Origin of the sequence: Chitinophaga pollutisoli (assembly GCF_038396755.1) — a bacterium.
Taxonomy (GTDB): domain Bacteria; phylum Bacteroidota; class Bacteroidia; order Chitinophagales; family Chitinophagaceae; genus Chitinophaga; species Chitinophaga pollutisoli.
Window position 1 is genome coordinate 4,738,844 of the sequence record NZ_CP149822.1, and the last position, 24,845, is coordinate 4,763,688.

Sequence of the window (24,845 nt, forward strand, 5' to 3'; positions counted from 1 at the left end):
GTAGGTTGAGATACCCTTGAGATACCCTTGAGATACCGTTCAGCCATCGTTGAGACTCCCTATAAAGGGGTAACTCAAGGGTGGCTCAACTGTGGGACAAGGGTGGGTTATACCTGTGCGTACATTTAAGTATCCCTTGATTTTCATCAGGTCAGGCGGGCAGCAGGGACAAAGCCGGAATGAACGTCAAATGTATTATTTTCACCCCCGGATAAAAATCACAGTGAACAATGAAGCGACTCGGTTTGATCGCGCTGCTGGCCGCAGGTATGCAGGCGCAGGCGCAAACAGCGCGGGTGAATGTTATTCCCGCACCCGTACAGGTGCAGGAACAGCCCGGACAATTTACCATCAATATGCAAACAACGATATCGGCGGACCCCGTTTTCACGGACGCGGCGGCCCTGCTGTCGGAGCAATCCGGCATCGCCCTGAAGAGGGGCGGGCAGGGGAGCATTCGTATCCTGCGCGAGATCACGCGGCAGGCGGCAGACAGCGCGGCGTACCGTTTACTGATCTCGCGGGACGAGGTGCGGATTTACGCTTCCGGCCGCGCGGGCGCCCTGCACGGTATTTATACGTTGCTGCAGATCATGGCGACGCAGCCCGATCCGCGCATCCTCCCGGCGGTTACGATTGCGGACCGGCCACGCTTCGGCTACAGGGGGCTGCATCTCGATGTATCCCGTCATTTCTTCCCCCTTACGTTCGTTTACAAATACATCGACCTCATGGCGATGTACAAGATGAACGTTTTCCACTGGCATATTACCGACGGGGCCGGATGGCGCCTGGAGATTAAAAAATATCCCGCGCTCACGCAGCAGGCGGCCTGGCGTACATATGCCAATTATATGGAATGGTGGAACAGCCCGCGTCATTATCTCGAAGAAGGCAATCCCAATGCCTACGGCGGCTTCTATACGCAAGACGAAGCCCGCGCCGTGGTTGCCTACGCCGCGCGCCGCGGCATCACCGTGATCCCGGAGATCGAAATGCCGGGGCACTCCGAAGAAGTGCTCGCCGTGTACCCGCACCTTTCCTGCGCGGGGGAACCGTATCGGCAATCCGAATTCTGCCTCGGCAACGACAGCACCTTCATTTTCCTGGAAGATGTGCTGCGCGAAGTGATGGACATCTTCCCGTCGAAATACATCCATATCGGCGGCGACGAAGCAGAGAAAAAGCATTGGAAGGCATGCCCCAAATGCCAGCGCCGCATCCGCGGGCATCAGCTGGCCAACGAGGAAGGGCTGCAAAGTTATGCTGTGAAGCGCATGGAAAAATTCCTCATCGCCAACGGGCGAAAGCTCATGGGCTGGGATGAGATCCTGGAAGGCGGCCTGGCCCCTGAAGCCACCGTGATGAGCTGGCGCGGCGAGAAAGGAGGTATTACCGCCGCTTCCGAGGGGCATGATGTGGTGATGACACCCGGCGGGTACTGTTATTTCGACAGTTACCAGTCCGATCCTTCCACGGAGCCCCTTACCATCGGCGGCTACCTTCCGCTTTCGAAAGTCTATTCCTACGAGCCGGTGCCGGCGGCGCTGGCGGCGGATAAGGCGCATCATGTGCTGGGCGCGCAGGCCAACGTGTGGGCCGAATATATGCCCACGACTTACCAGGTGGAGTACATGGTATTCCCGCGTGTACTTGCGTTATCGGAAGTGGTGTGGTCGCAAAAAGAAAAGCGCAGCTGGGAAGATTTTAAAACGCGGTTGCAGGCGCATTACCGGCTGTTGCAACGAAAGCAGGTGAATTATTACCGCCCATCCTGGCAGCTGGAGCCCAAAACCATCATCGATACCACGCGCAGGCTGACCATCGTTTCGTTTGAAACGGAGCAGTTCCGCCCGGTGATCCGCTATACACTCGACGGCACACGGCCCACGATGCATTCCATTTTGTACAGCGGCCCCGTGGAAGTGCCTGGCACCGCGCAGCTCATTGCGGCCGTATTCCGCGATACGATGTTGATGGGCCGCCCGGTGACGGTGCCCGTCAATTATCACAAGGCGATTGGTAAAAAAGTGATCTACAACGCGCCCTGGAGCGGCAGCTATCCTGCGCAGGACGCGGCCACCCTGGTAAACGGGTACCGCGGTTCCCTCACTTACGGCGACGGCCAGTGGCAAGGTTTCCTGGGCAAAGGGGTGGATGTGACTATCGACCTTGGCGTATCGCAGCCGCTGGAAAGCTTGCAGATCGGGTTCATGCAGCTGACGGGCCCGGGCGTGTACATGCCACCGGCGGTGACGGTACAGGTGGCCGACGATCCGGCGGCGTTCGGCAAAGCTGAAGCACTGACCGTCGAAAACGATGTGCCGCCTACGCACGAGAAGCTTATTTTCAAGGATTTCAAATTCGGGCTGCAGGGGCAGAAGGGGCGGTACATCCGTGTGAAAGCCCCCGTGCAGAAGGGCTTCCTGTTCACGGACGAGATTATCGTATATTAGAAGTATGAATTACAAAACCCTCGGCAGCAGCGGGCTGCGTATCAGTGAAGTTTCTTTCGGCTGCATGTCGCTCGGGATGGATGACGCCGCCAACGCGCGCTTGCTCCACCGGGCGGTAGCGCTGGGCATCAACTTTTTCGATACGGCCGACCTCTACGACAAAGGCTTCAATGAAAGCAGTGTGGGCAAGGCGCTGAAAGAGAAGCGCAAAGACGTCATCATCGCCACCAAAGCCGGCAACCAGTGGCGCCCCGACGGCACCGGGTGGGATTGGAACCCGCATAAGGATTATATCCTGGCATGCGTGGAAAAGAGCCTGCAGCGGCTGCAGACCGATTACATCGATTTATACCAGTTGCATGGCGGAACGATTGAGGATCCTATCGACGAAACCATCGAGGCGTTCGAACTGTTGCAGCAGCAGGGAAAGATCCGGTATTACGGGATTTCTTCCATCCGCCCCAACGTGATCCGCGAATATGCGAAACGCAGCAACATCGTGAGCGTGATGATGCAATACAGCCTGCTCGACCGCCGGCCGGAAGCATCCTGTTTGCCCATTCTCCAGCAACATAACATCGGTGTGCTGGCGCGCGGCAGCCTGGCCAAAGGCTTGCTCGCCGGGAAGCCCGCTGTAGATTACCTTCACCTGTCGCAGCATGAAGTGGAACGCGCGCAAGCCGCCATCGCGGAAGTGTCGGGGAAGGAACGTACGCCTGGACAAGCGGCGGTGAAGTTTGTGCTGATGCATCCGGCGGTGACAAGCGCCGTGGCAGGCCTGCGCACCATGGCGCAATTGGAGGACGTAGCGGCCGGAGCGCCGCGTTTTAATGAAGCGGAATACGAAATGCTCACCGCCAGCGTGCCCGTCCGCGAATACGAACAGCACGTCTGAACGTGTAATCGCTTCCGGCTAAACTAATAAGTTTGTTGTTGATACAGAAAAGGCTGACCGCTTATCCGGTCAGCCTTGTATTTTTTATCTGGAAGATGATTATTTCTTCAGCAGCCCCTGGCGTTCCAGCGCCTGCACGAGCGCTTTGGTGTAGGACCGGGAGAAGTCGTCGATGCTGTTGGGATTGATGGTTTCCGATTGCACGGAAAACAGCAGTGATTCGTTGCCGGCGTCATAGAGGTTGCTTTCGAGGAAGTAGGTTTTATCGGTGGTGTAGTACCCCGGGTTGTACATCATCGGGTAATAATAGTTGTAGTATCCCCAGAAACTGCCATACCAGCCCCAGGCGGGATACGGGGCGTAAGGGCCCGAACCCGGGACGTATCGGGTTTCGCTGGTTTTATCGACAACAGCCATGGTGAAAATGGCGTCTGCCCCCAGTTCGCGCACCTTGTTGAGAATGGCTTCTTTGGAGGGCACGTTTTCGCGGGTAAAGTTTGGCGGGAAGATTTCGCCGCTTTTAATGGCTTTATAACCCCTGTCCTGCGCCGCGGCCGCCAGGTTGTTCTCGATACTTTGCTTGGCGGCCTGGTTGTGTACCATGGCGGCAATGAAGATCGTGTTGTACGATTTTTCCGGAGCGTCGGGTGTTCTCCAGAAATTCGTGACCTGCGTGGTAGTGGCGCAGGCCGACAACAGCACGATGGCAAACAGTGTCAGGTAGGATGAAGTTTTCATGGTTTTGGTGCTTTTATACTAACCTAACAAGACACGTGAGGAAAAGTTGCGTTACCTGGCCTGCCAGAGTGCGTCGACAAACCAGTTTTTATCGTCCGTGAAGTTTTTCACCGGTGCGAACCCACAGCTGGAAGCCATTTCCCGGATGCCGTCGGGCGTGTATTTCTGGGAGATTTCCATGTATATGGGTTCGTCTTTCCGGAACCGGATGATGCTGCCGCCGATATGTACGGCCTGGTCGCGAAGGCTCACCAGGAAGCTTTTACAGGCGCCGGTGGACGGGTCATAAGTCGGGTAATGGAGGAAATGATGCCGCTGGAAATCGGCGTCCAGTTCGCGGTTGATGCGGGTGAGGAGGTTGAGGTTGAAGTCGCGGGTGAAGCCTTGCCGGTCGTTGTACGCATCGAGGATGAGGCGCGGGTTTTTCTGCAGATCGAAGCCGATGAGCAGGAAATCCCCCGGCCGCAGCTGGCGGCGCACTTCAGACAGGAAGCCCATGGCTTCTTCCGGCGTGAAATTCCCGATGCTGCTGCCCATGAACATCACCACGCGGGCGCGGCCAGGCGTTTGTCCAGAACGGGCCAGCATTTCCATGTATTCTCCGTTGAGCCCCTGGACGTCGAGGCCGGGAATCTGTTCGGGCAATGTATCCTGCAGGTGCCGGATGATGTTGCCGGATATATCGATGGGATAATACCGGTTCCCTATGCCCGCGCGCATCCATTCGCGGAGGAGGTGGATGGACTTGGAAGCGTCTCCGGCGCCCAGTTCCACCAGGTCGGCCTGCGACGCCACGGCGCGGATGGCGGATACGATGGCGGCGGACTGCGTTTCCAGTATCTCCATTTCGCAACGCGTCAGGTAATATTCCGGGCAATGCATGATCTGCTGGAACAGCGCATCGCCGGCGGCATCATAGAAATATTTGGACTGGAGCCTCTTGGGCTGCGATTGCAAGCCTTCCAAAACGTCCCGTAAAAATGCCTGGCGCGCTTTGGAAACGGGCGCGGCCAGTGTAGCGGTTACTGATCTCATCGGTTACGGTTTTATGGTTTTAGCCAGCCGGATGCCTGTAAGCTGCCAGCGTAAATGCGGATGGAAAAAATTGCGGTATGTATGCCTGCTATGGCCCTCCGGTGTAAAATCGGACGCGCCGCGCAGCACTTTCTGGTTGACCATGAACTTGCCATTGTACTCCCCGACAGGCCCTGCCACGCGCTCGAATCCGGGATAGGGGAGATACGCGCTTTCCGTCCACTCCCAGCGCCGGCCCCAGTCGAACAGATGCGCCGCGGCTTCCCATTCGAATTCCGTGGGCAGGCGCATGCCTTTCCAGGCGGCGAATGCAGCAGCTTCGTAAAAACTGATATGACAGAGGGGCTCGTCGGGCTCAACGGGCTGAACGCCCTGCAAGGTGTACGTCATCCACCGGCCGTCTTCTTTATGCCAGTACATGGGCGCATGCACCTGATCGCGCTTCACCCAATCCCAGCCTTCTGCGTGCCAGTACGAAAATTCCTTATACCCGCCGGCGTCCATGAATGCGAGGAATTCGCCGTTGGTAACGGGGCGGTCCGCAATGGCGTAGGGCTCCAGGTAAACTTTGTGCCGGTCCAGCTCATTGTCGTAACAGAATCCCCCGCCTGAAAAGCCGATTTCATACACGCCACCCTCCATGTTGATGAACTTCATGGCGGCGGCGGGCCGGGGCTGGGGTTGCTCTTCGGTGTCGTATGGCGGGAAGAGCGGGTTGTTGCCGAGGATAAACTTGATGTCGGTCCACAACAGCTCCTGGTGCTGCTGCTCGTGCTGGCAGCCCAATGTCAGGAGGGTTGCTGCCTCAGCGGGGAGCGGTTGCGCGAGGAGCTGTTCCATGGCGGAATCAACGTATTTGCGGTATTTGTAGATTTCGTCTACGGTCGGACGGCTGAGATTGCCCCGGTTGGTGCGGATCACGCGGGCGCCGAGGCTTTCGTAGTAGCTGTTGAACACGAAGTTGAACATGGGATCGAACTCAACATATCCCGCCAGGAATTTTTTCAGCACCATCGTCTCGAAAAACCAGGTGGTATGCCCGAGGTGCCATTTCGGCGGGCTTACATCTTCTACAGGTTGTACCACATAATCCTCTTTTTGTAGCGGACGGCATATGGATTCCGTCCATTTCCGCACCTGCAGATATTGCCGCAGGAGCGCCGTGGGAGTAGTTACGTCTAACATGTTAGTCTTTTTGCGTATTCAGATAACGCGTGAGATCGGAAATCGTGCGGATATGCAATTGCTCCGCCGCCGCTTCCCGCATCATCAGTGCGTATGCATTATTAAAACCGATAGGCTGCAGCCATTGCAGCCCGTATTGTTCCCCGAACCTGGAACGTACGAATTGATAAGCGCTGTCTTTATCCCTCAGCCGGTCCGTCAGCGGTTCCTGCAAAATAACGAGGAGTCCGGTGCCGGTATATTCCGGATAGAAGTCGATCTGATCGTTCGTCAATGCATCAAAACAAATTTTCGTGCCACCCAGGCCGGTTTTCGAAGAAATTGACAATTCCGTGTTGCCTTCCACGAGGATTTTGTACATCTCGCAAAGGATATATTGTTCTGTGAAGATCTTCGATCCCATGCGTACCACGCCTTTCTTTCCGTTCCGCGATGGTTTGTACAGCCCGTTTTCTTCCAGGAAACCGCGCGCCACGGCGGCAGGGCTTTCGTGCAGGAAATCCACGCGGTAATTAAGGTATGTCATCACCGAATCAGAGATGCGCCCCGCGAGGAGGTCCAGCGCGGGCCCTAGTTCGGGGAACCTTTCCAGCGCGTCTTTCCGCACTACCGGCGCGGCATGGTAAGGCGGGAAAATATGCTTGTCGTCGTCGAGCGTGATGAGTTGGAAGGCCCGGATGCGCCCGTCCGTACTGTATCCGCTCACCACATCCAGTTTCTCTTCATACAACGCCTGGTACATCACCGCGTCGTTGATCACAACGGTAGGAATGTTGAGCCCATATACCCGCCGCAACCCCGGCGAACCATCTTCCCGGCCCATGAACTCCGGCGTGAAACCTGCCAGTAGCTTGCCTTTGGTGGCCGGCACCATGGCTGAAACGGCGAATATGATCACCGCAGCGGCGCCCGCCCAGCGGAAGTGCCGCAGGCTCAGCTTCTGCGCTCTCGACAACAGGAAGTCAAACAATATAGCGAGCAACGCCGCTGGAATGGCGCCCGCCAGGATCATGCTGGTATTGTTCAGTGCGATGCCCCCGAAAATAAATTCACCCAGCCCGCCCGCCGCGATGTAAGCCGCGAGCGTGGCCACACCTACGTTGATCACCGCCGCCGTACGGATGCCCGCGAGGATCACCGGCATGGCGAGCGGCAACTCCGCTTTGAACAACACCTGCCCGCGCGTCATTCCCATCGCCACCGCCGCTTCACGAACCGTTGCGTCTACCCCTTTGATACCGGTGTAAGTGTTGCGGATAATCGGAAGCAGCGCGTAGAGGAACAATGCGAAGATCGCCGGCTTGGGACCGATGCCCAGCAAGGGAATGAGAAAGCCCAACAGCGCAATGCTGGGAATGGTTTGCATGACGCCGGCAAATCCCAGCGTAACGCCCGCCAGCTTTTGCTTCCGCGCGATAAGGATGCCAAGCGGCACGCCGGCCACTATCGCCAGCGCTACGGAAAGCAGCGTGAGGTGGATGTGCGTCCAGGTTTGCTCCAGCAGCTTGCCGGACTGGCTTTGCAGAAATTGGATGAATTCATTCATGGCGCATCCCCTTTACCGTGAAGAAATGCCGCCACAAAGTCGTTTGCGGGATTTTGCTGTAATTCTTCCGGCGTGCCGGTTTGGATGAGTTTCCCTTTATCCATGATACCGATATGGTCGCCCATCTCGAACGCGTCGCGGATGTCGTGCGTGACCATCACCACGGTTTTGCCTTTGAATTCGTCGAGCCCGGTGAATTCCTGCCGGATGCGGGCGCGGGTCACGGGGTCGAGAGCGCCGAAAGGCTCGTCCATCAGCAAAACCGGCGGATCAGCCGCGAGGGCGCGTGCGAGGCCTACGCGTTGTTGCTGTCCGCCGCTGAGCTGCGCGGGATATTGATGGGCGTGGCTTTCCCACGACAGTCCCAGCTTTTGAAGGAGGTCTTCGCTGCGCCGGCGGATGCGGAGTTTGTCCCAATGCAGCAATTTGGGCACGATGGCGATGTTTTCGGCTACGGTGTAATGCGGGAACAGCCCATATTGCTGCATGACGTATCCCATTTGCCGGCGGAGGATTTCCGGGCGGAGGCTGCGGGTATCTTTTCCACGGAACAGCACCTGCCCGCCGTCCGGGTCGATGAGTCGGTTGAGCATGCGCAGGGTCGTGGTTTTGCCGCTGCCGCTGGTGCCCAGCAGCATGAGGCGTCCGCCTTCCGGCACCCGGAAAGATACGCCCCGCACCGCTGGTACGCCTGCAAATGATTTATAGAGCTGACTGGCTTCGATCATGATTCGATGGACATAAACAGGTTATTGAGCGATTCCGAAAACGTGGGATGGGCGAAAACGCCGTCGCGCAGCTGCGCGCAGGTAATATTGCCCATCATGGCCATTTGCAGTACCGACATGATCTCGCCGCCGGCCACACTAAGAACCGACGCGCCGAGGATCCTGCCGGATGCTTTGTCTACCACGGCTTTCATCAACCCGCGCATATCGCCTGTCTCGATCCCCCGCGCCACGCGGGTCATGGGAAGCTTCGCCACGAGGATGTCCATCCCTTTTTCCCTGGCTTCCTGCTCCGTGATGCCGATACGCCCCAGTTCGGGATCGGTGAACATGCAATAAGGCACGGGCCTTTCATCTAAAGTAAGATTTTTATTTTCCAATAAGTTTTTAGCGACGATCACGTAATCGTTGTAGGAAATATGCGTGAACGCCGGCCCGCCTTTCACGTCGCCGAGCGCATAAATGCCGTTGATATCCGTTTCCAGTTTATTGGTGACCGGGATGGTGCCCTGCGCCGTGCTATGGAGCCCTGTTTGTTCCAGCTGAAGGTCGCCGGTATTGGGCGTGCGGCCCGCCGCGATGAGCAGATGGCTGCATGTGATGCTGCGCTGCTGCCCGTCGGCAGTCAGTTCCAGGACAATAGAATCACCGGATTTCGATACGCGGTGCAATGCGGAACCGCAGCAAACCGTTATACCATCCTGCACAAGGATTTTCCGGATTTCTTCCGCCACGTCTTCATCTTCCTTTCCGAGTATCCGCGCATTTTTTTCCAGCAGCGTGACCTCCGCGCCGAACCGCCGGTACATCTGTCCCATTTCCATAGCTACGTACCCTGCGCCGAGGATGCATAAGTGTCTGGGCGTTTCGTCGAGATCGAGGATGGTGGTGGAAGTGAGGTAAGGCACGGTGTCGAGCCCTTCAATGGTTGGAATGGCCGGACGGGCGCCGGTGTTGATGAAGATATGCTCCGCATGGAGGGTTTCGCCGTTTACATCCACGGTTTTCATGCCGGAGAAAACGGCTTTTCCTTCGATAAAATCTAGATTTTCGGTGGAAGCCACGGATTTGGTGAGGCTGGTGATGGACTGCTGCACGATTTTATCTTTCCTGGCTTTTACTTTCGATAATTCGACCTGCGAAGGATCCGCGGGAATACCGAACTGTGCGGCGCATCCGGCGATGTAAGCGACACGGGCGGCGCCGATCATGGTTTTAGTGGGTGTACATCCGTCGTTGACGCAGGTGCCGCCGATCCGGCGTTTCTCAATCAGCGCGGTTTTCCAGCCTGCTCCGGCGAGCTTCCGCGCCAGCGGGGTTCCTGCCTGTCCGGCCCCGATAATGATGGCATCGTAATTTTTCATATTGCAAGGGTTTTGCAGGCGCGGTAAAGCTACTATAACAAGTTGCGCCCATACAATGTTCGGATCGTGGATTCAGTGGTATGCGACGGAAAAAAAGCTCCCGTCCCCGCCTGACGCCTGTCATTCATCACATATCGGGCCGAATCTACTTTTGCATTATGAATCTGACACAAACTTAATACCGCTTCATACACCAGACAGCCGCCTCCGGGTAACCGGTGCGCCATTCATCCGGAAAAACCAGGGACGGGAGAAGCAACCGCAGCAAGACGAATAGCCACACGGAATGATGAAAAGACAGACCGGTTGTTTCTCGGGTAACCGCCTCCGTTATTAATGGTAGGCGATGTCTTCCAGCCGGCCCGGTTCCGGCAGCGTAATCACTGGCCCTTTGATGGCAACCAGTTTTTCCTGCTTGAATTCGCCGAGTGTACGGATCAACGATTCCGTCGCGGTTCCGGCCAGGGAAGCCAGTTCGTCCCTGGCGATGTTAACCTTGTACTGGCCAGTACCCTGGTGATGTTGGCCTTGCGGGATTTGACGCATTGCCCGCAATTGAATAAATTAGAGATGCAAAACCCAATGTTATGATGACCGTATCGGAAGCTTATACCGCCATGTTGCGCGCCGCAGCGGGTTTCGGCGTTACAACCGTATTGCTCGAAGCCGCGGAAGGGCGCATCCTGCGCGAAACCGTGCATGCCGACAGGCCCCTGCCGCCTTACGACCGCGTTACCGTCAACGGCCTGGCCATTGCCTTCGAAAGCTACGGACGCGGGCAGCGCGTGTTCGGATCCGGGGGCATCCAGGCAGCGGGGATGCCCCGCCAGCAGCTGGCCAATCTGGCAGACGGCATGGAAGTAATGCGCGGATCCGTTCTGCCCGACCTTACCGATACCGTGGTGCCGTTCGACCAGCTGGAAGTAACCGAGCACGAAGGGTTCCGCAGGTTTACGTTGACGGGCAACATCAGCCAGGGGCAACACATCCATCGCAAAGGCACCGATGCCCATGCCGGCAAACCCCTGCTGGAACCGGGCGTCCGGATCGGGCCGGCGGAGATCGGCGTACTGGCGGGCACGGGCAAAGCCGAAGTGAAAGTGAGCGCCCTGCCGAGGGTGTTGCTGGTGGCCACGGGGAACGAACTGGTGGAAGTACGGGATACACCCGAGCCGCACCAGGTCCGGTTGTCGAATGTTCATAGCCTGTCGGCGGGTTTGCAGGAACTGGGAATACCCACCGATATCGTGCACCTGGCCGACGAAAAGCACCGCATGTCGGAGGAATTACTGCCGCTGCTCTATCGTTGCGACGTGATGATCTGCACCGGCGCGGTGGGCGACGGGCGGTTCAACCACCTGCCCGAAGTGCTGGCCGAAGCCGGGATGGAAAAGATCGTGGACGGAGTGGGGCAGAAGCCCGGGAAACGCATCCTGTTTGGCAGGCTGCCCGGCGGGCCGGTGGTGTTTGCGCTGCCGGGGAATCCGCAATCGGTAATGACCAACTACGCCCGTTATATCCGGCCATGGCTGGAGGTTTGCCTGGGATTACCCGCCCGGGAGCCCGTGATGGCAAGGCTTTCAGAAACGCTGACGTTCGTCCGGCCGCTGGAATACTTTATTCCCGTCAAATTGTACATCTCCCGTGAAGCGGTTTTGCAGGCACTGCCCATCCCGCACCAGGGCTCCGGCGACCTCGCGGCGCTCACCCGGGCCGACGGTTTTATGTCCCTTCCATCTGTTTCAAACGTTTTCGAAGCCGGAAACGCATATCCGGTTTGGATTTTCAGGCAGAATTCTCCAATTTGATTCCGCTTAAAATTCCACCTTCATGCCGATGGAACAAACGATGCGCTGGTTCGGGCCCAACGACCCCGTGAGCCTGCGCGATATCCGACAAGCCGGGTGCTCCGGCGTTGTGACTGCCCTTCACCACATTCCCGCAGGAGAAATCTGGCCGGTCGATGAAATCGAAATACGGAAAAAACGCCTCGAAGCGGAAGGCATGCGCTGGTCGGTTGTGGAAAGCCTGCCCGTGCATGAAGACATCAAAAAAGCCTCCGGGAATTACAAACAATATATCGCGAATTATAAAGTCAGCCTGCAAAACCTCGCCAGCTGCGGGGTGCAGACGGTCACATATAATTTCATGCCGGTAATGGACTGGATGCGGACGGATATTAATTACGAACTGCCCACCGGTGCCCGCGCGCTGTACTACGACCGGGCGGCTTTCATCGCCTTCGACCTTTTCCTGCTGAGGCGCCCCGGTGCGGAGGCGGATTACAGTCCCGCGGAAATCCATCTGGCCGAATCAAAACTGCAAACTTTAACCCCCTCGCAACGCGAAACGCTCTTCCATAATGCACTGCTGGGCCTGCCCGGCAGCGACGAGCGCTTTACCCGCGACGGCGTTCTGCACGCGTTGGCGCAATACGCTGAAATCGACGCCCCCAGGTTGCAGGCGCACCTGTTTTATTTCCTCCGTGAAATTGTTCCCGTAGCGGAATCCCTGGGCATCCGGCTCGCCATTCACCCCGATGATCCGCCGTATCCCTTGCTGGGCCTGCCTCGCATCGTGAGCACCGAAGCGCAGCTGCAAGCCATCCTGGACGCGGCGCCGGGCGCGGCAAACGGGCTTTGTTTCTGCACGGGATCCCTCGGCGTGCGGCCAGACAATGATCTTGCCGGGATCATCGAAAGGATGGGCGACCGGATCCATTTTATCCATCTCCGCAACATCCGCCGCCATCAGAATGGTGATTTTTACGAAGCGGACCACCTCAACGGCGATGTGGATATGTACGCCGTGGTGCGCGCCCTCACGGAAACGATGCGCCGCCGCCATGTGCAGTTGCCCATGCGCCCGGATCACGGGCACCAGATGCTGGATGATCTCGCCAAACAAACCTATCCCGGCTACAGCGCCATCGGCCGGTTGAAAGGGCTTGCGGAGCTGAGGGGGCTGGAAATGGGTATATTGCGTAGTTAAAACTTTTCCTATCTTTGCCGGGCATTCTCCTCTCAATCCGCAATGAAATTTATTGTGTAATCATGTGTTGTGCCGTCCGGCGATTCCGGTCTGCCCGGCCTTTTATTCGAATCCTGCTTTGAAACGTTCGACTTATTTATCATTGATCCTCATCCTGGGAAGCCTCACCGCGCTCGGTCCCTTTACGATCGACATGTACCTGCCCGGCTTCCCCGCCATTGCGGAAGATCTTGGGGTGGATGTGGAGCGCGTGGGCCTGACCCTGTCCAGTTATTTCGTGGGGATTTGCGTGGGACAATTGCTGTATGGCCCGCTGCTGGATCGTTTTGGGAGAAAGAAGCCGCTGTACATTGGCTTGCTGCTTTACATCGCAACGTCTGTCGGATGTGTGTTTTCCACCACGCTCGACAGCCTGATATTCCTGCGCTTCTTCCAGGCGGTGGGCTCCTGTGCCGCTACCGTGGCGGCGATGGCGATGGTCCGCGATTTGTTCCCTGTACATGAAAACGCGAAAGTATTTGCGTTGCTGATGTTGGTGGTAGGCGCATCGCCCATGGTGGCCCCTACCGTTGGCGGATATGTGACAAGTTCCATCGGCTGGCATTCTGTATTTACGATATTGGCCTGCATGGGTGCGCTCATGCTGGTGGCGTGTATACGCTGGCTGCCCGACAGCTTCAGGCCGGATACTTCACTGTCGCTCATGCCGGCGCCGATCGTCCGGAATTTCTGGTCCGTGTGGACGGTGCCGCAGTTTTACACTTATGCGCTGACGGGCGCCGTGTCTTTCTCTGCGTTGTTTACTTATGTTTCCGGTTCGCCGAAAGTTTTCATGCAGGTGTTTCATTTGTCGGATAAAGCGTATGGATGGGTATTTGCCGCGCTGAGCGTGGGTTTTATCGGTTCCAGCCAGGTGAATACGTTATTGCTGAGGCGATTCCGGAGTGAGCAGATCCTGCCGGTGGCGTTGACGGCAATGGCCGTTGCAGGAATTATTTTCGTTGCGGGTGCGAGGTTAGACTTACTGGGTCTTGGCGGAACAATTGCCGTGCTAACGGTAATGTTATGTTGCCTGGGATTTGTGAACCCCAACACCGCGGCGCTTTGCCTGGCGCCTTTCGCGAAAAGTGCGGGAACGGCTTCCGCTTTGATGGGCGCGTTGCAAATGGGCGCCGGCGCGCTGGCATCCGTTTTCGTGAGCCTGTTCAAAGAAAATACGGCATTCCCGATGGCGCTCTGGATGGCGATCCCGGCGGTGATTTCGCTGGCGATACTTATGGGCGGACGGCGTGTGATCGCTTCCCGTAGTACCAGCCAACAGGGCGTTATTTAGGTAGAGATACGGAATTGTGTTACATTCGGATAAAACCAAGCTACCCCTCATGCCTGAAACCCTCAACGTCATACTGACTGGCGCCACCGGAATGGTCGGAGAGGGCGTTCTGCTCGAATGCCTTGAAAATCCGCATGTAGAAAAGGTGCTGATCATCAACCGCCGCCCTTCCGGTTACACGCATCCCAAACTGCAGGAAATCATCCACGAAAATTTCTTCAACATACGGCCCATCGCCGGCCAGCTAACCGGTTATAACGCCTGTTTCTTTTGCCTGGGCGTAACTTCCGTGGGGAAGAGCGAGCCGGAATATTACCGGCAAACGTACGTGCTCACGATGCACTTCGCGGAAACCCTTGCAGACCGCAACCGTGACATCGCCTTTTGTTATGTTTCCGGCTCCGGAACCGACGGATCCGAACATGGCCGCGTGATGTGGGCGCGTGTAAAGGGAAAAACGGAGAATGATCTCATGAAGCTTCCTTTCCGTGCAGCTTTCGCATTTCGTCCGGGTTTGCTGAAAGCAACTCCGGGGCAGCGACACCTGTTGAAAGCCTATAAGTTTTTCGGCTGGATGTATCCATTTTTCCGATCCCTTTTCCCCGGTTTCGCCAGTTCGCTGCAAGAGCTGGGCAAAGCCATGATAGCCGTTTCCCGTAATGGGTACACGTCGAAAGTCATAGAGGTGCGCGATATCCACAAGCTCGCCGCCCTGCCCTGATTACCAGGCTTCCATGGTAAGCATTCGGTTAGCATTCGTACCCGCGAGATGACCGCCGGCGACCGCCATGTACAGCTGGTGCAACCCGGGATGGGTGAGATCGCCGGCTGCAAACACGCCCGGGACGGTAGTTTCGTACACGGCGTTCACGGTCACTACGCCATCGGGGCTGATTTCACAACCCAATTGTTCCGCCAGCGAATTCCTGAACAAGACCTTTTCGGGTCTGTAATACACCGCACCGGTTTCCAGGGATTCTCCATTTTCCAGTTTTATGGCGACGCCCTGTCCACTGCGCTCCAACGAAGCGATGGGAGCGGTATTTACTTTGTATCCTTTCTCTTTGAATTTATCCAGCATTTCCGCGCCGATGCGGTTTTCGCCGTTGGTGAGGAAGGTGATATCGCTATGCCAGTTGGAAAGTGTAATAGCGTAATGCTCCGCTGCTTCTCCGTTGGCGATCACGCAAACCGGTAACCGGCGCACTTCGTAGCCGTGGCAATAAGGGCAATGGATGACGCGGTCGCCCCACAATCCGGCCAGTCCGGGGATAGGAGCGAGGTTGTCTTGCACGCCGGTAGTGAGAATCACCTTTTTGGTGAAGAACCGTTCGCCGGTTTCAGTGGTAAGCTCGAACCCGTCATCTTTTTTCGCCGCGGTTGTCACGATCGCCTGGTGGAGTTTCACGGTGTCGTAGGGTTGCAATTGTTCCCTGGCGATGCGAAGCAGCTCGGAGGGCGGCGTGTTGTCGCGCGTGAAGAAATTATGGGCATGGGCCGCGGGCTTGTTGCGCGGCTCGCCGCCGTCGAGCACGATCGTGCGGCGTAGTGTGCGCCCCAGGGTGAGCGCGGCGCTGAGCCCCGCGGTTGCGCCGCCAACCACGGCGACTTCATATGTGTTGCTATTTGAAACCATGTTGCAAAAATAGCTTTTCCTGCATCCGGGCCATTGTGTTTATGCCGGTCATAATTGTACTTTTCACGGATCAGCAGATGTGTTCCTTCCGGATGCCCAGTTTTTTCATTTTTGAATGGAGTGTTGTGGGTGGGATTTGCAGGAGTTCCGCGGCCCCGCCCGCGCCCCATACGCGGCCATTGCATTTTTTGAGGACGCTCAGGATGTGATCGCGCTCGTTTTCATGGATAGTCTTCACCCGGTTATCGACGGGCGCGTGGATGGGGAGGTGTTCGGGTTGCCGGAAGCCGGGCAGGATGATCTCTTCGATCAGCGGTCCCCGGTTCAGCAGCATGCTGCGCTCGACCAGGTGCTCCAGTTCGCGGATGTTGCCGGGCCAGTGGTATTGTTGCAATTGCGCCATCACCTTGTCGGTGGTTCCCTGGATGCGTTTGCCTGTTTTGGCATTGAACAGGTCGATGAAATGCTGGACGAGGGCGGGAACGTCTTCGGCGCGCTCGCGCAGGCTGGGAAGCGTCAGCGGAAAAACATTCAGACGGTAATACAGGTCGAGGCGGAAGCGGCCTTCGGCTACTTCTTTCTCCAGGTTCCGGTTGGTGGCGGCGATGAAGCGCACGTTGATTTTAATGGGCGCCCTGCTGCCGAGGCGTTCTATTTCCCGCTCCTGCAATACGCGCAGCAGTTTAGCCTGCAGTTCCACGGGCATTTCACCGATCTCGTCGAGGAAAACGGTACCGCCGTCGGCCTGCTCGAACTTGCCGATGCGGCGGTCTGCCGCGCCGGTGAATGCCCCTTTTTCGTGCCCGAACAATTCTGATTCGATCAGCGTTGCGGGCAGGGCCGCGCAGTTGACTTTCACGAAAGGCTTGCCCCGCCTGGGCGAGAGCTGATGGATGCAGTCTGCGATCCTTTCCTTGCCGGTGCCGCTTTCGCCGAGAATGAGGATCGAGGTGTCGATCGGGGCGGCTTGCGACAGGTGGTCGAATACTTTCAGCAAGAGATGGCTGTTGCCGACGATGCCGTCGAATACCTTTGCCGGTGGTGCTTTTTTGGCTGCCGGGGTGCCATCTCGCTCGGGAGCTATACCCGCGCTGCCTTCCGCCAATTCCGCCAGCAGATCACGCTGCCGCTGGCAGATGCCTGTGTGGAATGGTAAGAAGGCATCCGGCAGTTTGCTGTAGAAATGCAGGATGCACGTGCGGCCGTTGGGTAATGCAAACGGATATACGAAAGAGGATTGCAACCGGAATGATTTGGCAAGCTGATGCATGAGCGGAACGCTTTTCTGTTCCCGCGCAAAGTCTGCGCCGTTAAATATCGCCGGGGTTTCCCAGGGCTGGGCGGATTGCAGCTGCTGCACCACATCGGCCGGCATGCCGGTGATGTTCGACAGTTCTTCTCTTCCCAATTCCTGGTATTCGTTGAAGCCGATGCGGCGGTAATCCCGCAGATGGCGGACCGCCCCGTTTTTCCGGAAACTGACGGAAAGGTATTCAAACGGAATGTAAGGCTGCAACGCAATCCCGGCTTGGAGCAGCCGTTGCTCTGGAGTTCCGCCGGCGGCCTGTAACTGCGCCAGCTCTTTCCGCAACGCAGTTTCCCGCCGCAGGTGCGATTCCAGGCTGTTCTCATGCCTGAACCGTGCGATTTCCAGCGTCGCCAGCACGTCCCTTTCCCTGAAAGGCTTCACCAGGAACCCGTATGGTTGCGTGGCTTTGGCGGCAGTGAGCACGTCCTGGCTCGAATTGGCGCTGAGATATATGAAGGCGATATGCTGTTCCCGCAGCTCATGCGCGAGGTCGATGCCGGTTTGCCGGCCTTTCAGGAAAATATCCAGCAGCACGAGGTCCGGCTTGTCTTGCCGGATCAGTTCCTGGGCTTGCGGCACCGACCGCGCGATCCCGCAAACCTTGTATCCTGATTTTTCCAGCATCAGCCGGAGATCATTCGCTTCTATAAACTGATCTTCCACAATCAGTACTTTTTCATTCATACGGCGATATTTTCAATGTCAATATTACATACTATGCCTGGCTGGCGGCGCTGAACGGAATTTCCTGCAATTCCGGCCGCTGATAAACTTCTTCCCGGAAACGGACAAGGATAGTAACCCCGTTCCGCCCCGATATGCTGAACGTACCCCCTACATCATTGCTGAGGCCTTCCATCAGGCTCATCCCCAATGAGCCGCTTTGAGATGGCACGATATCTTCCCGCAACCCGCACCCGTTATCGGTAATCTCCAGTTCGAATTCCCCTGCATCCGAATTGCCGAAGCGAATGGAAATAATACCTTCTGCCTGGTCGGGGAATGCGTATTTAATGGAATTGGTGATGGCTTCGTTTAAAATCAGGCCTACTGGTACGGCTTGCGACACATCGAGGTGTAGCGGCGCCACTTCCGTCCGGAAGGTAATCCGGCGGCCGGCGTCGAAACATTCAGAAAGGTAATCCATCAATTCGTGGATGTAATGCGGCATGAAAATGAGCCCTACATTGTCGGACAGGTACAGCTTCTTGTGTATAAGAGAAATCGCCTGCACGCGGTGCTGGCTGTCGCGGATAGCAACGAGCGCTGCGTCGTTCTGCAGGTATGCGCTCTGGGTGTTGAGCAGGCTCATCACGATCTGGAGATTGTTTTTCACCCGGTGATGAATTTCTTTCAGCAGCCATTCCTTTTCCGTCAGCAGTTTTTCCAGCGAAGCGTTCTTCTGCCCGATTTCTACCTGCTTCTCCTGCAACGACTGGTTATGCCGTTGTTTGAGCCGGTAGCCATTGATGAGCAATCCGATGATAATCACCAAAAGCCCCGCGCCGGCAAATGTCACATTGCGGGTGAGGCGTTCCTTATCTAGCAGTCCGGCCTGCATGGCCTGATCATTTTTCAGCAATTTGATATCTTTTTCTTTCAGCAAGAGATCCTGCCCTTTGCGCTCCGCGTCAAAAATGCTTTGCTGCCGTTCGAGATCCGCTTTCTGGAAATTGGATTCCAGCAGCATGCGCTGTTCTGTAAGCAATTGGATACGTTGTTGCCGGTACCTTATTTCCTGTTCCTGCAGCAACAATTCCTGGTCTTTCTTCTCTGTTTCGTATTGGATCTGCAATTCGGAGATCTGCCTGCTTTTGGCGACATTGAACAGGGAGTCGGTGAAATATTTGTACAGCTGAAAGTGGCCGATGGCTTCTTTGTAATTGCCCATAGCGGAATCGCAACGGAAGAGTAAGTAATGGGCATTGTTGGTCAGCGCGATGCTGGCGATATCCGGCTGGAAGCGGATCGCTTTGCGCAGGTGTTCCGATGCCTTTGTGTAATGCCCCTGGTCGAGGAAAAACCGGCCGGCGTAAAAATGGATGATGGAATAGAACCGGTCGCCTACTTTAATCCTGTCGACGCTGGCAAGTGATGCGTAGAATTGTTTCTCCGCTTCTTCCATCTGTCCCAGCGCCTGGTAGGCCAGTCCGGCCGCGCAATGCATGAGGTGGGTGGGATAATATCCAACGGGCGGTTGGGTGCGATACATGCGTTGTACAAATTCCAGGGCTTCCGCCGCGGAGCAGTACCGTATCAGCAATTCGGTAAATCTTATGACCGCGTAATAATCGAAATGAATATAGTTGTGCCTGGACTGGTACATCACCTGGCGGTAGTGCTCAATGCTTTTCTCATGTTGGCCGAGATCGAGGTGGATGTCGGCCAGCCGGATGCGGATCGTATTGGCCATTACCGTGTCTTTGCGTTCTTCGGCCAGGCGTAATGCCGTCATGGCATGCCGGAGCGCGCTGCTGAGATCGCCGCGGAAGTGAGCGAGATGGGCAAGGTGCCGGTAAATTTTGTACCCTTCCGCATGTAATTTGCCGGCATGTTTGGCGGATAATTCCTGCAAAACCCTGGTGGCTTCTTCGGGACGGGCATCTTCCTGGAGATAATTAGCTTCTTCAGTCCCGAAGTTCAATTCGTTTTCAACACTCCCGGCGGCGGCAAAGTGAATCCGCGCGTGGTGATATGCTTCCGCGATATGGGTGTATAACGGGCGCTGTCGCCGAATACTACTGCCTAAATGTGCCCATATCTCCGCCATTTTCCGCTGGTTGTTTACCCCTTGATATTTCTCCAGCGCCAACCCGTAATAATAGCGTGCTTTCCCGATATCTCCCAGCATGCAAAGGGATTTTCCCAAATCCAGCCACGCTTCTATACGCAGGCTGTCCTGTTTCAGGGCGTCCGCAATGCGTAAGGCGTTGCTGAGATAATTGACGGAAATGCTGAGCTGTGTAACGTCGAAAGACGGAAACCCCTTTTGGTACTGTTTCCCGAGATCCAGGTATTTCCGGAACTGTTGGAACGCCGTGACCTGCGTTTCGCGGGAAGGTGATAATGCCGCCTGCATCAGATCCATGTCTTTCAGCAGTTTTTTAAGCTGGGCGATGTTGGTTGCGTTGCGGGCCGCTTCAAAGCCTGCGAGTGCAATTTGCGCGTATTTCCGGGCGCTGTCTGCATTGATTGCTGTTGTCATGTGCCACATGGCTACTGCATGCGCCATCTCTCCGGCATGTTCCGGCAGCATTGCCGGTAAATACGGTTTGATGCGGTCCTGGCGTTTCCTGAATAATTCAATCAGTGCGAGTATATAATAATTCCTTTGTTCGTATTCGGTGGTTTTCAGTTCCCGGCCCACCTGGATGGATTGCTGCGCATATTTCGCTGAGCTGTCCAGCTCCTGGGCGGTCCTGTCGTTGCGGGCCACATAATCGTAAGCGATCTGGTGAAGGGCGCGGGCGCGGTAATCGGCCGGGATTTCCGGGAGGAATGCGGTAGCCTTTGCCAGTTGCTTGCTTTCTATATATGCCGTTACCACTGCGTGGGCGGCGTGGTGCGTCACCATCGGATGCTTTTCTTCCTTTGGCACGGCCAGGGCTTTGTGGCCGTAATACAGCGCCGTATCCAGGTCATATGCGTATTCTGCACTTTTGTAGGTGTAATGAAAAGAGAGGTTCGCATAGATGGAAAGCCGTTGCTCGGGCGTGAGCAGATGAATCACTTCGTTCGCCCGCCAGGGTGTTTTCATATCCATGTACAGGTTGGCGAGTTAGTAATGGCACCAGACGTAGGTTTCCTCCCGCTTGGTATGATTGGCGAGTTTCCTTGCCTGGTCCAGGCAATAGTAGGCGCTGTCGAGATCGGATTTTACTTCTCCCGGTTTGTGCATGTACTCCCGCCCAAGCGACATGAAATAGTCCGCACGGGCGGTGTCGTTGGTAGCCATGGCGATGGAGTCACGCCAGGACGGTGCGACCTGGGCGGCGGCGGGTGTTAGCCAGCAAGTAGCCAGCAGTGAAAGCATCAGGATGATATGGAAGCGCGTACAACTCATGCGATTAGCAATGTTAGGAATGATGGGTGGTGGATAAGGGGATGGATGATGGTAACTCCGGCCAAATGAATCCGGATATCGCGGCTGGTATTGCCCGGCGGCTTATAAACGAAGCCGACATTAACCCACTGGTACAGTTTTTTATGGATCAGCGAAATGGTCTGCACGTGGTGCTGGCTGTCGCGGATGGCGATCAGCGCGGCGTCGTTGCGGATAAAGGCGTCCTGGCGCCGGAAATTGTTTTCGAAATGCAACCAGGAGTAGCCCATCCCGGGCATATCATTCTTCTGCGCGTAGTGGGCGAGTGTCAGGTCGTAGTGTTCTTTTGCTTTCACGAACCCGTTTATTGTGCAGTACGTTTTTCCCATTTCAGTCCAGGCGTCGATATGGGCGGGGGAAATGGAATCGCGGAGCGCCGGCGCCACCTGCGCGAAAGCAGTGGATACAGGCATGATCAGCCGGCTGATGAAAAGGCAGGCGATCAGGACCAAGGAATATTTTCGGATTATCTGCATGCTGCAATGCGCAAAGATGTTGAATGGTGATGGGAAGTGCGAAAAGCAGGAGCGGTCGGGCAAAAGGCGAACCAGGTGCGTATCATGTCTTAAAATTTACAGAACTCTTCCTCAAAAACAGGCCAAAGCCGCAAGATGCCCGGCAGGCACCGAATGAAAATCTTCCGCACAATTGCCAGTGTAGCGGGGTTGCAGGATTGATTGGTGATGATGTAGAATTGAAGGCTGGGCGGATAGCGATCCTGAAGATACCACTTTATTTCGTAGCCGGCGCCCCGAACCACGAAATTTCGTGGAATGACGTCTGTGGGTGATAATGCCGGAACTTGAAATTGCCACTTTATTTCGTTGCTTTTACGGGTGTTGCCACGATATTTCGATGGAGGAGCAGGTCAAGGTGTGCGCTAAGGCTTGCTGGGCAAGGGGTTGGTGATGTGGCACTGCATTTGGCCTGTCTCTCAAAACACGCTATATGAAAACAATCGTTTTTCTGACCGGCTGCTTCGTCCATCATTCCTGCTGGGACGAATGGAAGGTATATTTCGAAAAGGAAGGGTATACCTGTATCGTTCCGCCCTGGCCGCATAAGAACGAGCCCGCCGCCACGCTGCGCGCCCGCCAGCCGGACCCCGCCATCGCTTCCATCCGGCTGGCCGACCTGAAGAATTACTTCAGCGACATCATCTCCGCTTTGCCGCAAAAGCCCATTCTCATCGGGCGTTCGTTTGGCGGGTTGCTGGTGCAGCTGATGTTGCAGCGCGATATCGCATCGGCGGGCGTGGCCATTCATTCTGTGCCGCCGGCGGGGGTGCTTTCTACCGCGTTTTCCTTCTATCGCGCGACCTGGGGGCCGTTGGGCCTTTTCACGCCGGCGTCGAAGACTTTCCTCATGTCAGTTCCGCAATGGCAATATGCGTTTACCAACGGCCTGCCTTTGCAGGAGCAGCAGGCAACGTACGACCAGCTGGTGATCCCCGAATCCAAACGGGTAGCGCGCGATGGTTTGGGCAAGGAAGCGAAGATCGATTTCAGGAAGCCCCACGTGCCGTTACTCTTCGTGGCCGGCGAAAAAGACCATATCATGCCGGCTTCGCTGAACCACACCAACTTTAAAAAGTACAGCAAAAGCGAAGGCGTCCTGGAATACAAGTTCTTTTCCGGGAAAACGCACTCTGTGCTGGGGCAGAAGGGCTGGGAAGAAAATGCGGCCTTCATTCACGGCTGGCTGAAACAACATGTGTAAATCTGTTCATCATAAAAGTAACTGATAGTGTAACAGTTGTAGGTTAACTGAATCCACCGGAATAGTCCTGTTCCGGTTTTTTTCGTTTATTTTCGCGCCGGGCCGCCACGGTCCGCGGTACAGTATGGCTACTACTCAATCAAGGCAGGATAAGCGGTTTAAGACGTTCGTGTATTCGTTCAGGGAAGCGTTCCGTGTTTTGCAGGCGAACGACCCTTTGCGGATGGCGGGCGCCACGGCTTTCTTCACTACTTTCGCCCTTCCGGCGATTCTCATCATCATTATACAAGCATTGCGGTTGCTGTTCGAGCCACGTATCATTACGCGGCAGCTGTTCGGCGAGCTGAAGGAAGTGATCGGGCCGGAAGCCACGCATGAAGTAGTGGAAACGCTCCAGGCCTTCAGGGGCATCGCGCAGAACTGGCTCATCGCGGGGATCGGCTTCGTGTTCCTGCTTTTCGTGGCCACCACGCTGCTCAAGGTAATGACGGGCTCGGTGAACCAGCTGTGGAGCATCAGGCCGGTGGTACGCGGCAATTTCAGGATGATCATGGTGTCGCGGCTCAAAGGCGTGGCGCTTATCCTGGCAACCGGGGTGCTCTTCGTGGTGGGGATCGTAGGGGATTCCGCCTCGGCGTTTATCGGCCAATACCTGCTCAATTACTGGCCCGATGTGGGCGTCTACTACAACAGCGCCCTGCAATACCTCCTCTCCGTAATCACCGCCACCTTGTGGTTCTCCCTGGTACTATACCTGTTGCCCGACGGACGGCTCAACTGGAAGGTGCTGCTCACCGGCGCCTTCGTGACCGGTATCCTGTTCAACATCGGGAAAATCATTCTGCGCTGGTTGCTGACCTACAGCAACATCAACAGCATTTACGGCGCCTCAGCCTCAATGGTGCTATTGTTGTTGTTTGTTTTCTATGTTTCGCTTATCTTTTACTACGGGGCCACCTTTGCCAATGTGTGGGCCAACGCCAGCGGAAAGCCCGTCCAGCCCCGGAAATATGCCATCAGATACCAGCTGCAGGACGTGAAACCGGAGTAATCCGGAGGCAGGACTTTGACGGTATGCTTTTTCTTGTTTACTTTTACAGCAGAATTTCGTATACAAAACTACCCATGAAAATAGATTCCTTAGCGAATAAAGTATATGTTGACCTCCGCCGTCAGATATTATCCAACCAGTTGGTTCCCGGTATGCGCCTCAAGGAAGATGAATGGGCGAAGAAGGCGGCGGTGAGCCGGATGGCCGTCCGCGAGGCGCTGACGCGCCTGCTGGGAGAGAACCTGGTGGTATTCGGGGAGAAGGGCGGTTATTTCGTGAAATCGATGACCCCGAACGATATTAAGGAAATCCGCGAATTGCGGGAGCTCCTGGAACTGGGCGCCCTCCGCCTCCTGGCGCAGAAACCCAACCCGGCCCTGCTCGATACGCTCGAAAAAATCTGTGAAGATTTCTCCGATATGGTCGAAAAAGGCTACCTCGGCGGTGCCTGCGATGCCGACATGAAGTTCCACGAAACCCTCATTTCCGGCGCCTGCAACGCCAAACTCCTCGAGCTTTACCAATACAGCAACATCCCGCTCTTCCATATGAAACTGGGGCACCTGCTGATGGACGATTACGCCCAAACCGACCGGGAGCACCGCCAGATCGTGAGCGCGCTCCGGAAGCAGGATCTGAAGCTGGCGCAATCCACGCTGGTAAAGCATCTCGAAAGAGGGGAGGAGACGGCCCTCGGCCTGATCTGATTTATAAGATTATATAAAAAGCAAAGCGGCGCCCCTGTTGGAGGCGCCGC

General features: G+C 56.1%; 21 protein-coding genes. 9 read left to right on the plus strand and 12 right to left on the minus strand.

The window, feature by feature from the left end:
* Nucleotides 1-230 precede the first annotated feature (230 nt).
* Together WJU16_RS20190 and WJU16_RS20195 are read left to right on the plus strand one after the other, a co-directional pair.
* Nucleotides 231-2,456, plus strand: coding sequence for a family 20 glycosylhydrolase (locus tag WJU16_RS20190; RefSeq protein ID WP_341835212.1), 2,226 nt, complete (start codon nucleotides 231-233; stop codon nucleotides 2,454-2,456).
* Between the two features lie 4 nt (nucleotides 2,457-2,460).
* Entirely contained in the window at nucleotides 2,461-3,351 is an 891-nt protein-coding gene (locus WJU16_RS20195; protein ID WP_341835213.1) for an aldo/keto reductase, read from the plus strand.
* A gap of 99 nt (nucleotides 3,352-3,450) precedes the next feature.
* On the opposite strand, the gene WJU16_RS20200 is transcribed toward WJU16_RS20195, so the two are convergent.
* The 7 genes from WJU16_RS20200 to WJU16_RS20230 all read right to left on the minus strand — a co-directional run bounded on the left by WJU16_RS20200 (nucleotide 3,451) and on the right by WJU16_RS20230 (nucleotide 10,493).
* Nucleotides 3,451-4,089 (minus strand): hypothetical protein, encoded by a 639-nt coding sequence (locus WJU16_RS20200; RefSeq protein ID WP_341835214.1) that lies wholly within the window; start codon nucleotides 4,087-4,089, stop codon nucleotides 3,451-3,453.
* Nucleotides 4,090-4,140: 51 nt separating this feature from the next.
* Nucleotides 4,141-5,124: an L-histidine N(alpha)-methyltransferase gene (egtD, locus tag WJU16_RS20205; RefSeq protein WP_341835215.1), complete on the minus strand. Its 984-nt coding sequence runs from the start codon at nucleotides 5,122-5,124 to the stop codon at nucleotides 4,141-4,143.
* Nucleotides 5,125-5,127: 3 nt separating this feature from the next.
* The gene (gene egtB, locus WJU16_RS20210; RefSeq protein WP_341835216.1) at nucleotides 5,128-6,309 is read right to left on the minus strand and encodes an ergothioneine biosynthesis protein EgtB; all 1,182 of its coding nucleotides are present in this window, start codon (nucleotides 6,307-6,309) and stop codon (nucleotides 5,128-5,130) included.
* A 1-nt stretch (nucleotide 6,310) separates the two neighbouring features.
* Nucleotides 6,311-7,855, minus strand: a complete 1,545-nt coding sequence (locus WJU16_RS20215) for an ABC transporter permease/substrate-binding protein (protein WP_341835217.1) — start codon at nucleotides 7,853-7,855, stop codon at nucleotides 6,311-6,313.
* Nucleotides 7,852-8,583, minus strand: coding sequence for an ATP-binding cassette domain-containing protein (locus tag WJU16_RS20220; RefSeq protein WP_341835218.1), 732 nt, complete (start codon nucleotides 8,581-8,583; stop codon nucleotides 7,852-7,854). The genes WJU16_RS20215 and WJU16_RS20220 overlap by 4 nt, the downstream gene beginning before the upstream one ends.
* Nucleotides 8,580-9,947, minus strand: a complete 1,368-nt coding sequence (locus WJU16_RS20225; RefSeq protein ID WP_341835219.1) for a mercuric reductase — start codon at nucleotides 9,945-9,947, stop codon at nucleotides 8,580-8,582. The genes WJU16_RS20220 and WJU16_RS20225 overlap by 4 nt, the downstream gene beginning before the upstream one ends.
* Before the next feature lie 333 nt (nucleotides 9,948-10,280).
* On the minus strand, nucleotides 10,281-10,493 hold the full coding sequence (locus WJU16_RS20230; protein WP_341835220.1) for a helix-turn-helix domain-containing protein: 213 nt from the start codon (nucleotides 10,491-10,493) through the stop codon (nucleotides 10,281-10,283).
* Nucleotides 10,494-10,534: 41 nt separating this feature from the next.
* Between WJU16_RS20230 and WJU16_RS20235 the strand changes: the two genes are divergently transcribed.
* The 4 genes from WJU16_RS20235 (at nucleotide 10,535) to WJU16_RS20250 (ending at nucleotide 14,992) form a co-directional block, all read left to right on the plus strand.
* A complete protein-coding gene (locus WJU16_RS20235) occupies nucleotides 10,535-11,755 on the plus strand; it encodes a molybdopterin molybdotransferase MoeA (protein ID WP_341835221.1) in 1,221 nt (406 codons plus the stop codon).
* A 22-nt stretch (nucleotides 11,756-11,777) separates the two neighbouring features.
* On the plus strand, nucleotides 11,778-12,938 hold the full coding sequence (gene uxuA / locus WJU16_RS20240) for a mannonate dehydratase (RefSeq protein ID WP_341835222.1): 1,161 nt from the start codon (nucleotides 11,778-11,780) through the stop codon (nucleotides 12,936-12,938).
* A gap of 118 nt (nucleotides 12,939-13,056) precedes the next feature.
* Complete coding sequence (locus tag WJU16_RS20245; protein ID WP_341835223.1) at nucleotides 13,057-14,271, plus strand: multidrug effflux MFS transporter; 1,215 nt, start codon at nucleotides 13,057-13,059, stop codon at nucleotides 14,269-14,271.
* Between the two features lie 49 nt (nucleotides 14,272-14,320).
* Nucleotides 14,321-14,992, plus strand: coding sequence for an epimerase (locus WJU16_RS20250; RefSeq protein ID WP_341835224.1), 672 nt, complete (start codon nucleotides 14,321-14,323; stop codon nucleotides 14,990-14,992).
* Here the strand turns inward: WJU16_RS20250 and WJU16_RS20255 are convergent, their stop codons facing one another.
* The 5 genes from WJU16_RS20255 to WJU16_RS20275 form a co-directional block, all read right to left on the minus strand.
* Nucleotides 14,993-15,907, minus strand: coding sequence for an NAD(P)/FAD-dependent oxidoreductase (locus WJU16_RS20255; protein WP_341835225.1), 915 nt, complete (start codon nucleotides 15,905-15,907; stop codon nucleotides 14,993-14,995).
* Between the two features lie 70 nt (nucleotides 15,908-15,977).
* Nucleotides 15,978-17,900: a sigma 54-interacting response regulator gene (locus tag WJU16_RS20260; protein ID WP_341835226.1), complete on the minus strand. Its 1,923-nt coding sequence runs from the start codon at nucleotides 17,898-17,900 to the stop codon at nucleotides 15,978-15,980.
* Nucleotides 17,901-17,931: 31 nt separating this feature from the next.
* Nucleotides 17,932-20,973, minus strand: coding sequence for a histidine kinase dimerization/phosphoacceptor domain -containing protein (locus WJU16_RS20265; protein WP_341835227.1), 3,042 nt, complete (start codon nucleotides 20,971-20,973; stop codon nucleotides 17,932-17,934).
* 21 nt (nucleotides 20,974-20,994) lie between these two features.
* A complete protein-coding gene (locus tag WJU16_RS20270; protein WP_341835228.1) occupies nucleotides 20,995-21,279 on the minus strand; it encodes a hypothetical protein in 285 nt (94 codons plus the stop codon).
* Nucleotides 21,276-21,770, minus strand: a complete 495-nt coding sequence (locus tag WJU16_RS20275; protein WP_341835229.1) for a hypothetical protein — start codon at nucleotides 21,768-21,770, stop codon at nucleotides 21,276-21,278. Before WJU16_RS20275 ends, WJU16_RS20270 begins: the two co-directional genes overlap by 4 nt.
* Nucleotides 21,771-22,266: 496 nt before the next feature.
* Here WJU16_RS20275 and WJU16_RS20280 point away from each other — a divergent pair, with 496 nt between their 5' ends.
* The 3 genes from WJU16_RS20280 (at nucleotide 22,267) to WJU16_RS20290 (ending at nucleotide 24,795) form a co-directional block, all read left to right on the plus strand.
* Nucleotides 22,267-23,037 (plus strand): alpha/beta fold hydrolase, encoded by a 771-nt coding sequence (locus tag WJU16_RS20280; protein ID WP_341835230.1) that lies wholly within the window; start codon nucleotides 22,267-22,269, stop codon nucleotides 23,035-23,037.
* Between the two features lie 124 nt (nucleotides 23,038-23,161).
* A complete protein-coding gene (locus tag WJU16_RS20285; protein ID WP_341835231.1) occupies nucleotides 23,162-24,088 on the plus strand; it encodes a YhjD/YihY/BrkB family envelope integrity protein in 927 nt (308 codons plus the stop codon).
* A 74-nt stretch (nucleotides 24,089-24,162) separates the two neighbouring features.
* Nucleotides 24,163-24,795 (plus strand): GntR family transcriptional regulator, encoded by a 633-nt coding sequence (locus WJU16_RS20290; RefSeq protein ID WP_341835232.1) that lies wholly within the window; start codon nucleotides 24,163-24,165, stop codon nucleotides 24,793-24,795.
* Nucleotides 24,796-24,845 lie beyond the last annotated feature (50 nt).

Bases quoted from the DNA above. Each gene is read 5' to 3' on its own strand.
- WJU16_RS20190 (WP_341835212.1), top strand. From the start codon at position 231: ATGAAGCGACTCGGTTTGATCGCGCTGCTGGCCGCAGGTATGCAGGCG.
- WJU16_RS20195 (WP_341835213.1), top strand. From the start codon at position 2,461: ATGAATTACAAAACCCTCGGCAGCAGCGGGCTGCGTATCAGTGAAGTT.
- WJU16_RS20200 (WP_341835214.1), bottom strand. From the start codon at position 4,089: ATGAAAACTTCATCCTACCTGACACTGTTTGCCATCGTGCTGTTGTCG.
- egtD (WP_341835215.1), bottom strand. From the start codon at position 5,124: ATGAGATCAGTAACCGCTACACTGGCCGCGCCCGTTTCCAAAGCGCGC.
- egtB (WP_341835216.1), bottom strand. From the start codon at position 6,309: ATGTTAGACGTAACTACTCCCACGGCGCTCCTGCGGCAATATCTGCAG.
- WJU16_RS20215 (WP_341835217.1), bottom strand. From the start codon at position 7,855: ATGAATGAATTCATCCAATTTCTGCAAAGCCAGTCCGGCAAGCTGCTG.
- WJU16_RS20220 (WP_341835218.1), bottom strand. From the start codon at position 8,583: ATGATCGAAGCCAGTCAGCTCTATAAATCATTTGCAGGCGTACCAGCG.
- WJU16_RS20225 (WP_341835219.1), bottom strand. From the start codon at position 9,947: ATGAAAAATTACGATGCCATCATTATCGGGGCCGGACAGGCAGGAACC.
- WJU16_RS20230 (WP_341835220.1), bottom strand. From the start codon at position 10,493: ATGCGTCAAATCCCGCAAGGCCAACATCACCAGGGTACTGGCCAGTAC.
- WJU16_RS20235 (WP_341835221.1), top strand. From the start codon at position 10,535: ATGATGACCGTATCGGAAGCTTATACCGCCATGTTGCGCGCCGCAGCG.
- uxuA (WP_341835222.1), top strand. From the start codon at position 11,778: ATGCCGATGGAACAAACGATGCGCTGGTTCGGGCCCAACGACCCCGTG.
- WJU16_RS20250 (WP_341835224.1), top strand. From the start codon at position 14,321: ATGCCTGAAACCCTCAACGTCATACTGACTGGCGCCACCGGAATGGTC.
- WJU16_RS20255 (WP_341835225.1), bottom strand. From the start codon at position 15,907: ATGGTTTCAAATAGCAACACATATGAAGTCGCCGTGGTTGGCGGCGCA.
- WJU16_RS20260 (WP_341835226.1), bottom strand. From the start codon at position 17,900: ATGAATGAAAAAGTACTGATTGTGGAAGATCAGTTTATAGAAGCGAAT.
- WJU16_RS20265 (WP_341835227.1), bottom strand. From the start codon at position 20,973: ATGAAAACACCCTGGCGGGCGAACGAAGTGATTCATCTGCTCACGCCC.
- WJU16_RS20270 (WP_341835228.1), bottom strand. From the start codon at position 21,279: ATGAGTTGTACGCGCTTCCATATCATCCTGATGCTTTCACTGCTGGCT.
- WJU16_RS20280 (WP_341835230.1), top strand. From the start codon at position 22,267: ATGAAAACAATCGTTTTTCTGACCGGCTGCTTCGTCCATCATTCCTGC.
- WJU16_RS20285 (WP_341835231.1), top strand. From the start codon at position 23,162: ATGGCTACTACTCAATCAAGGCAGGATAAGCGGTTTAAGACGTTCGTG.
- WJU16_RS20290 (WP_341835232.1), top strand. From the start codon at position 24,163: ATGAAAATAGATTCCTTAGCGAATAAAGTATATGTTGACCTCCGCCGT.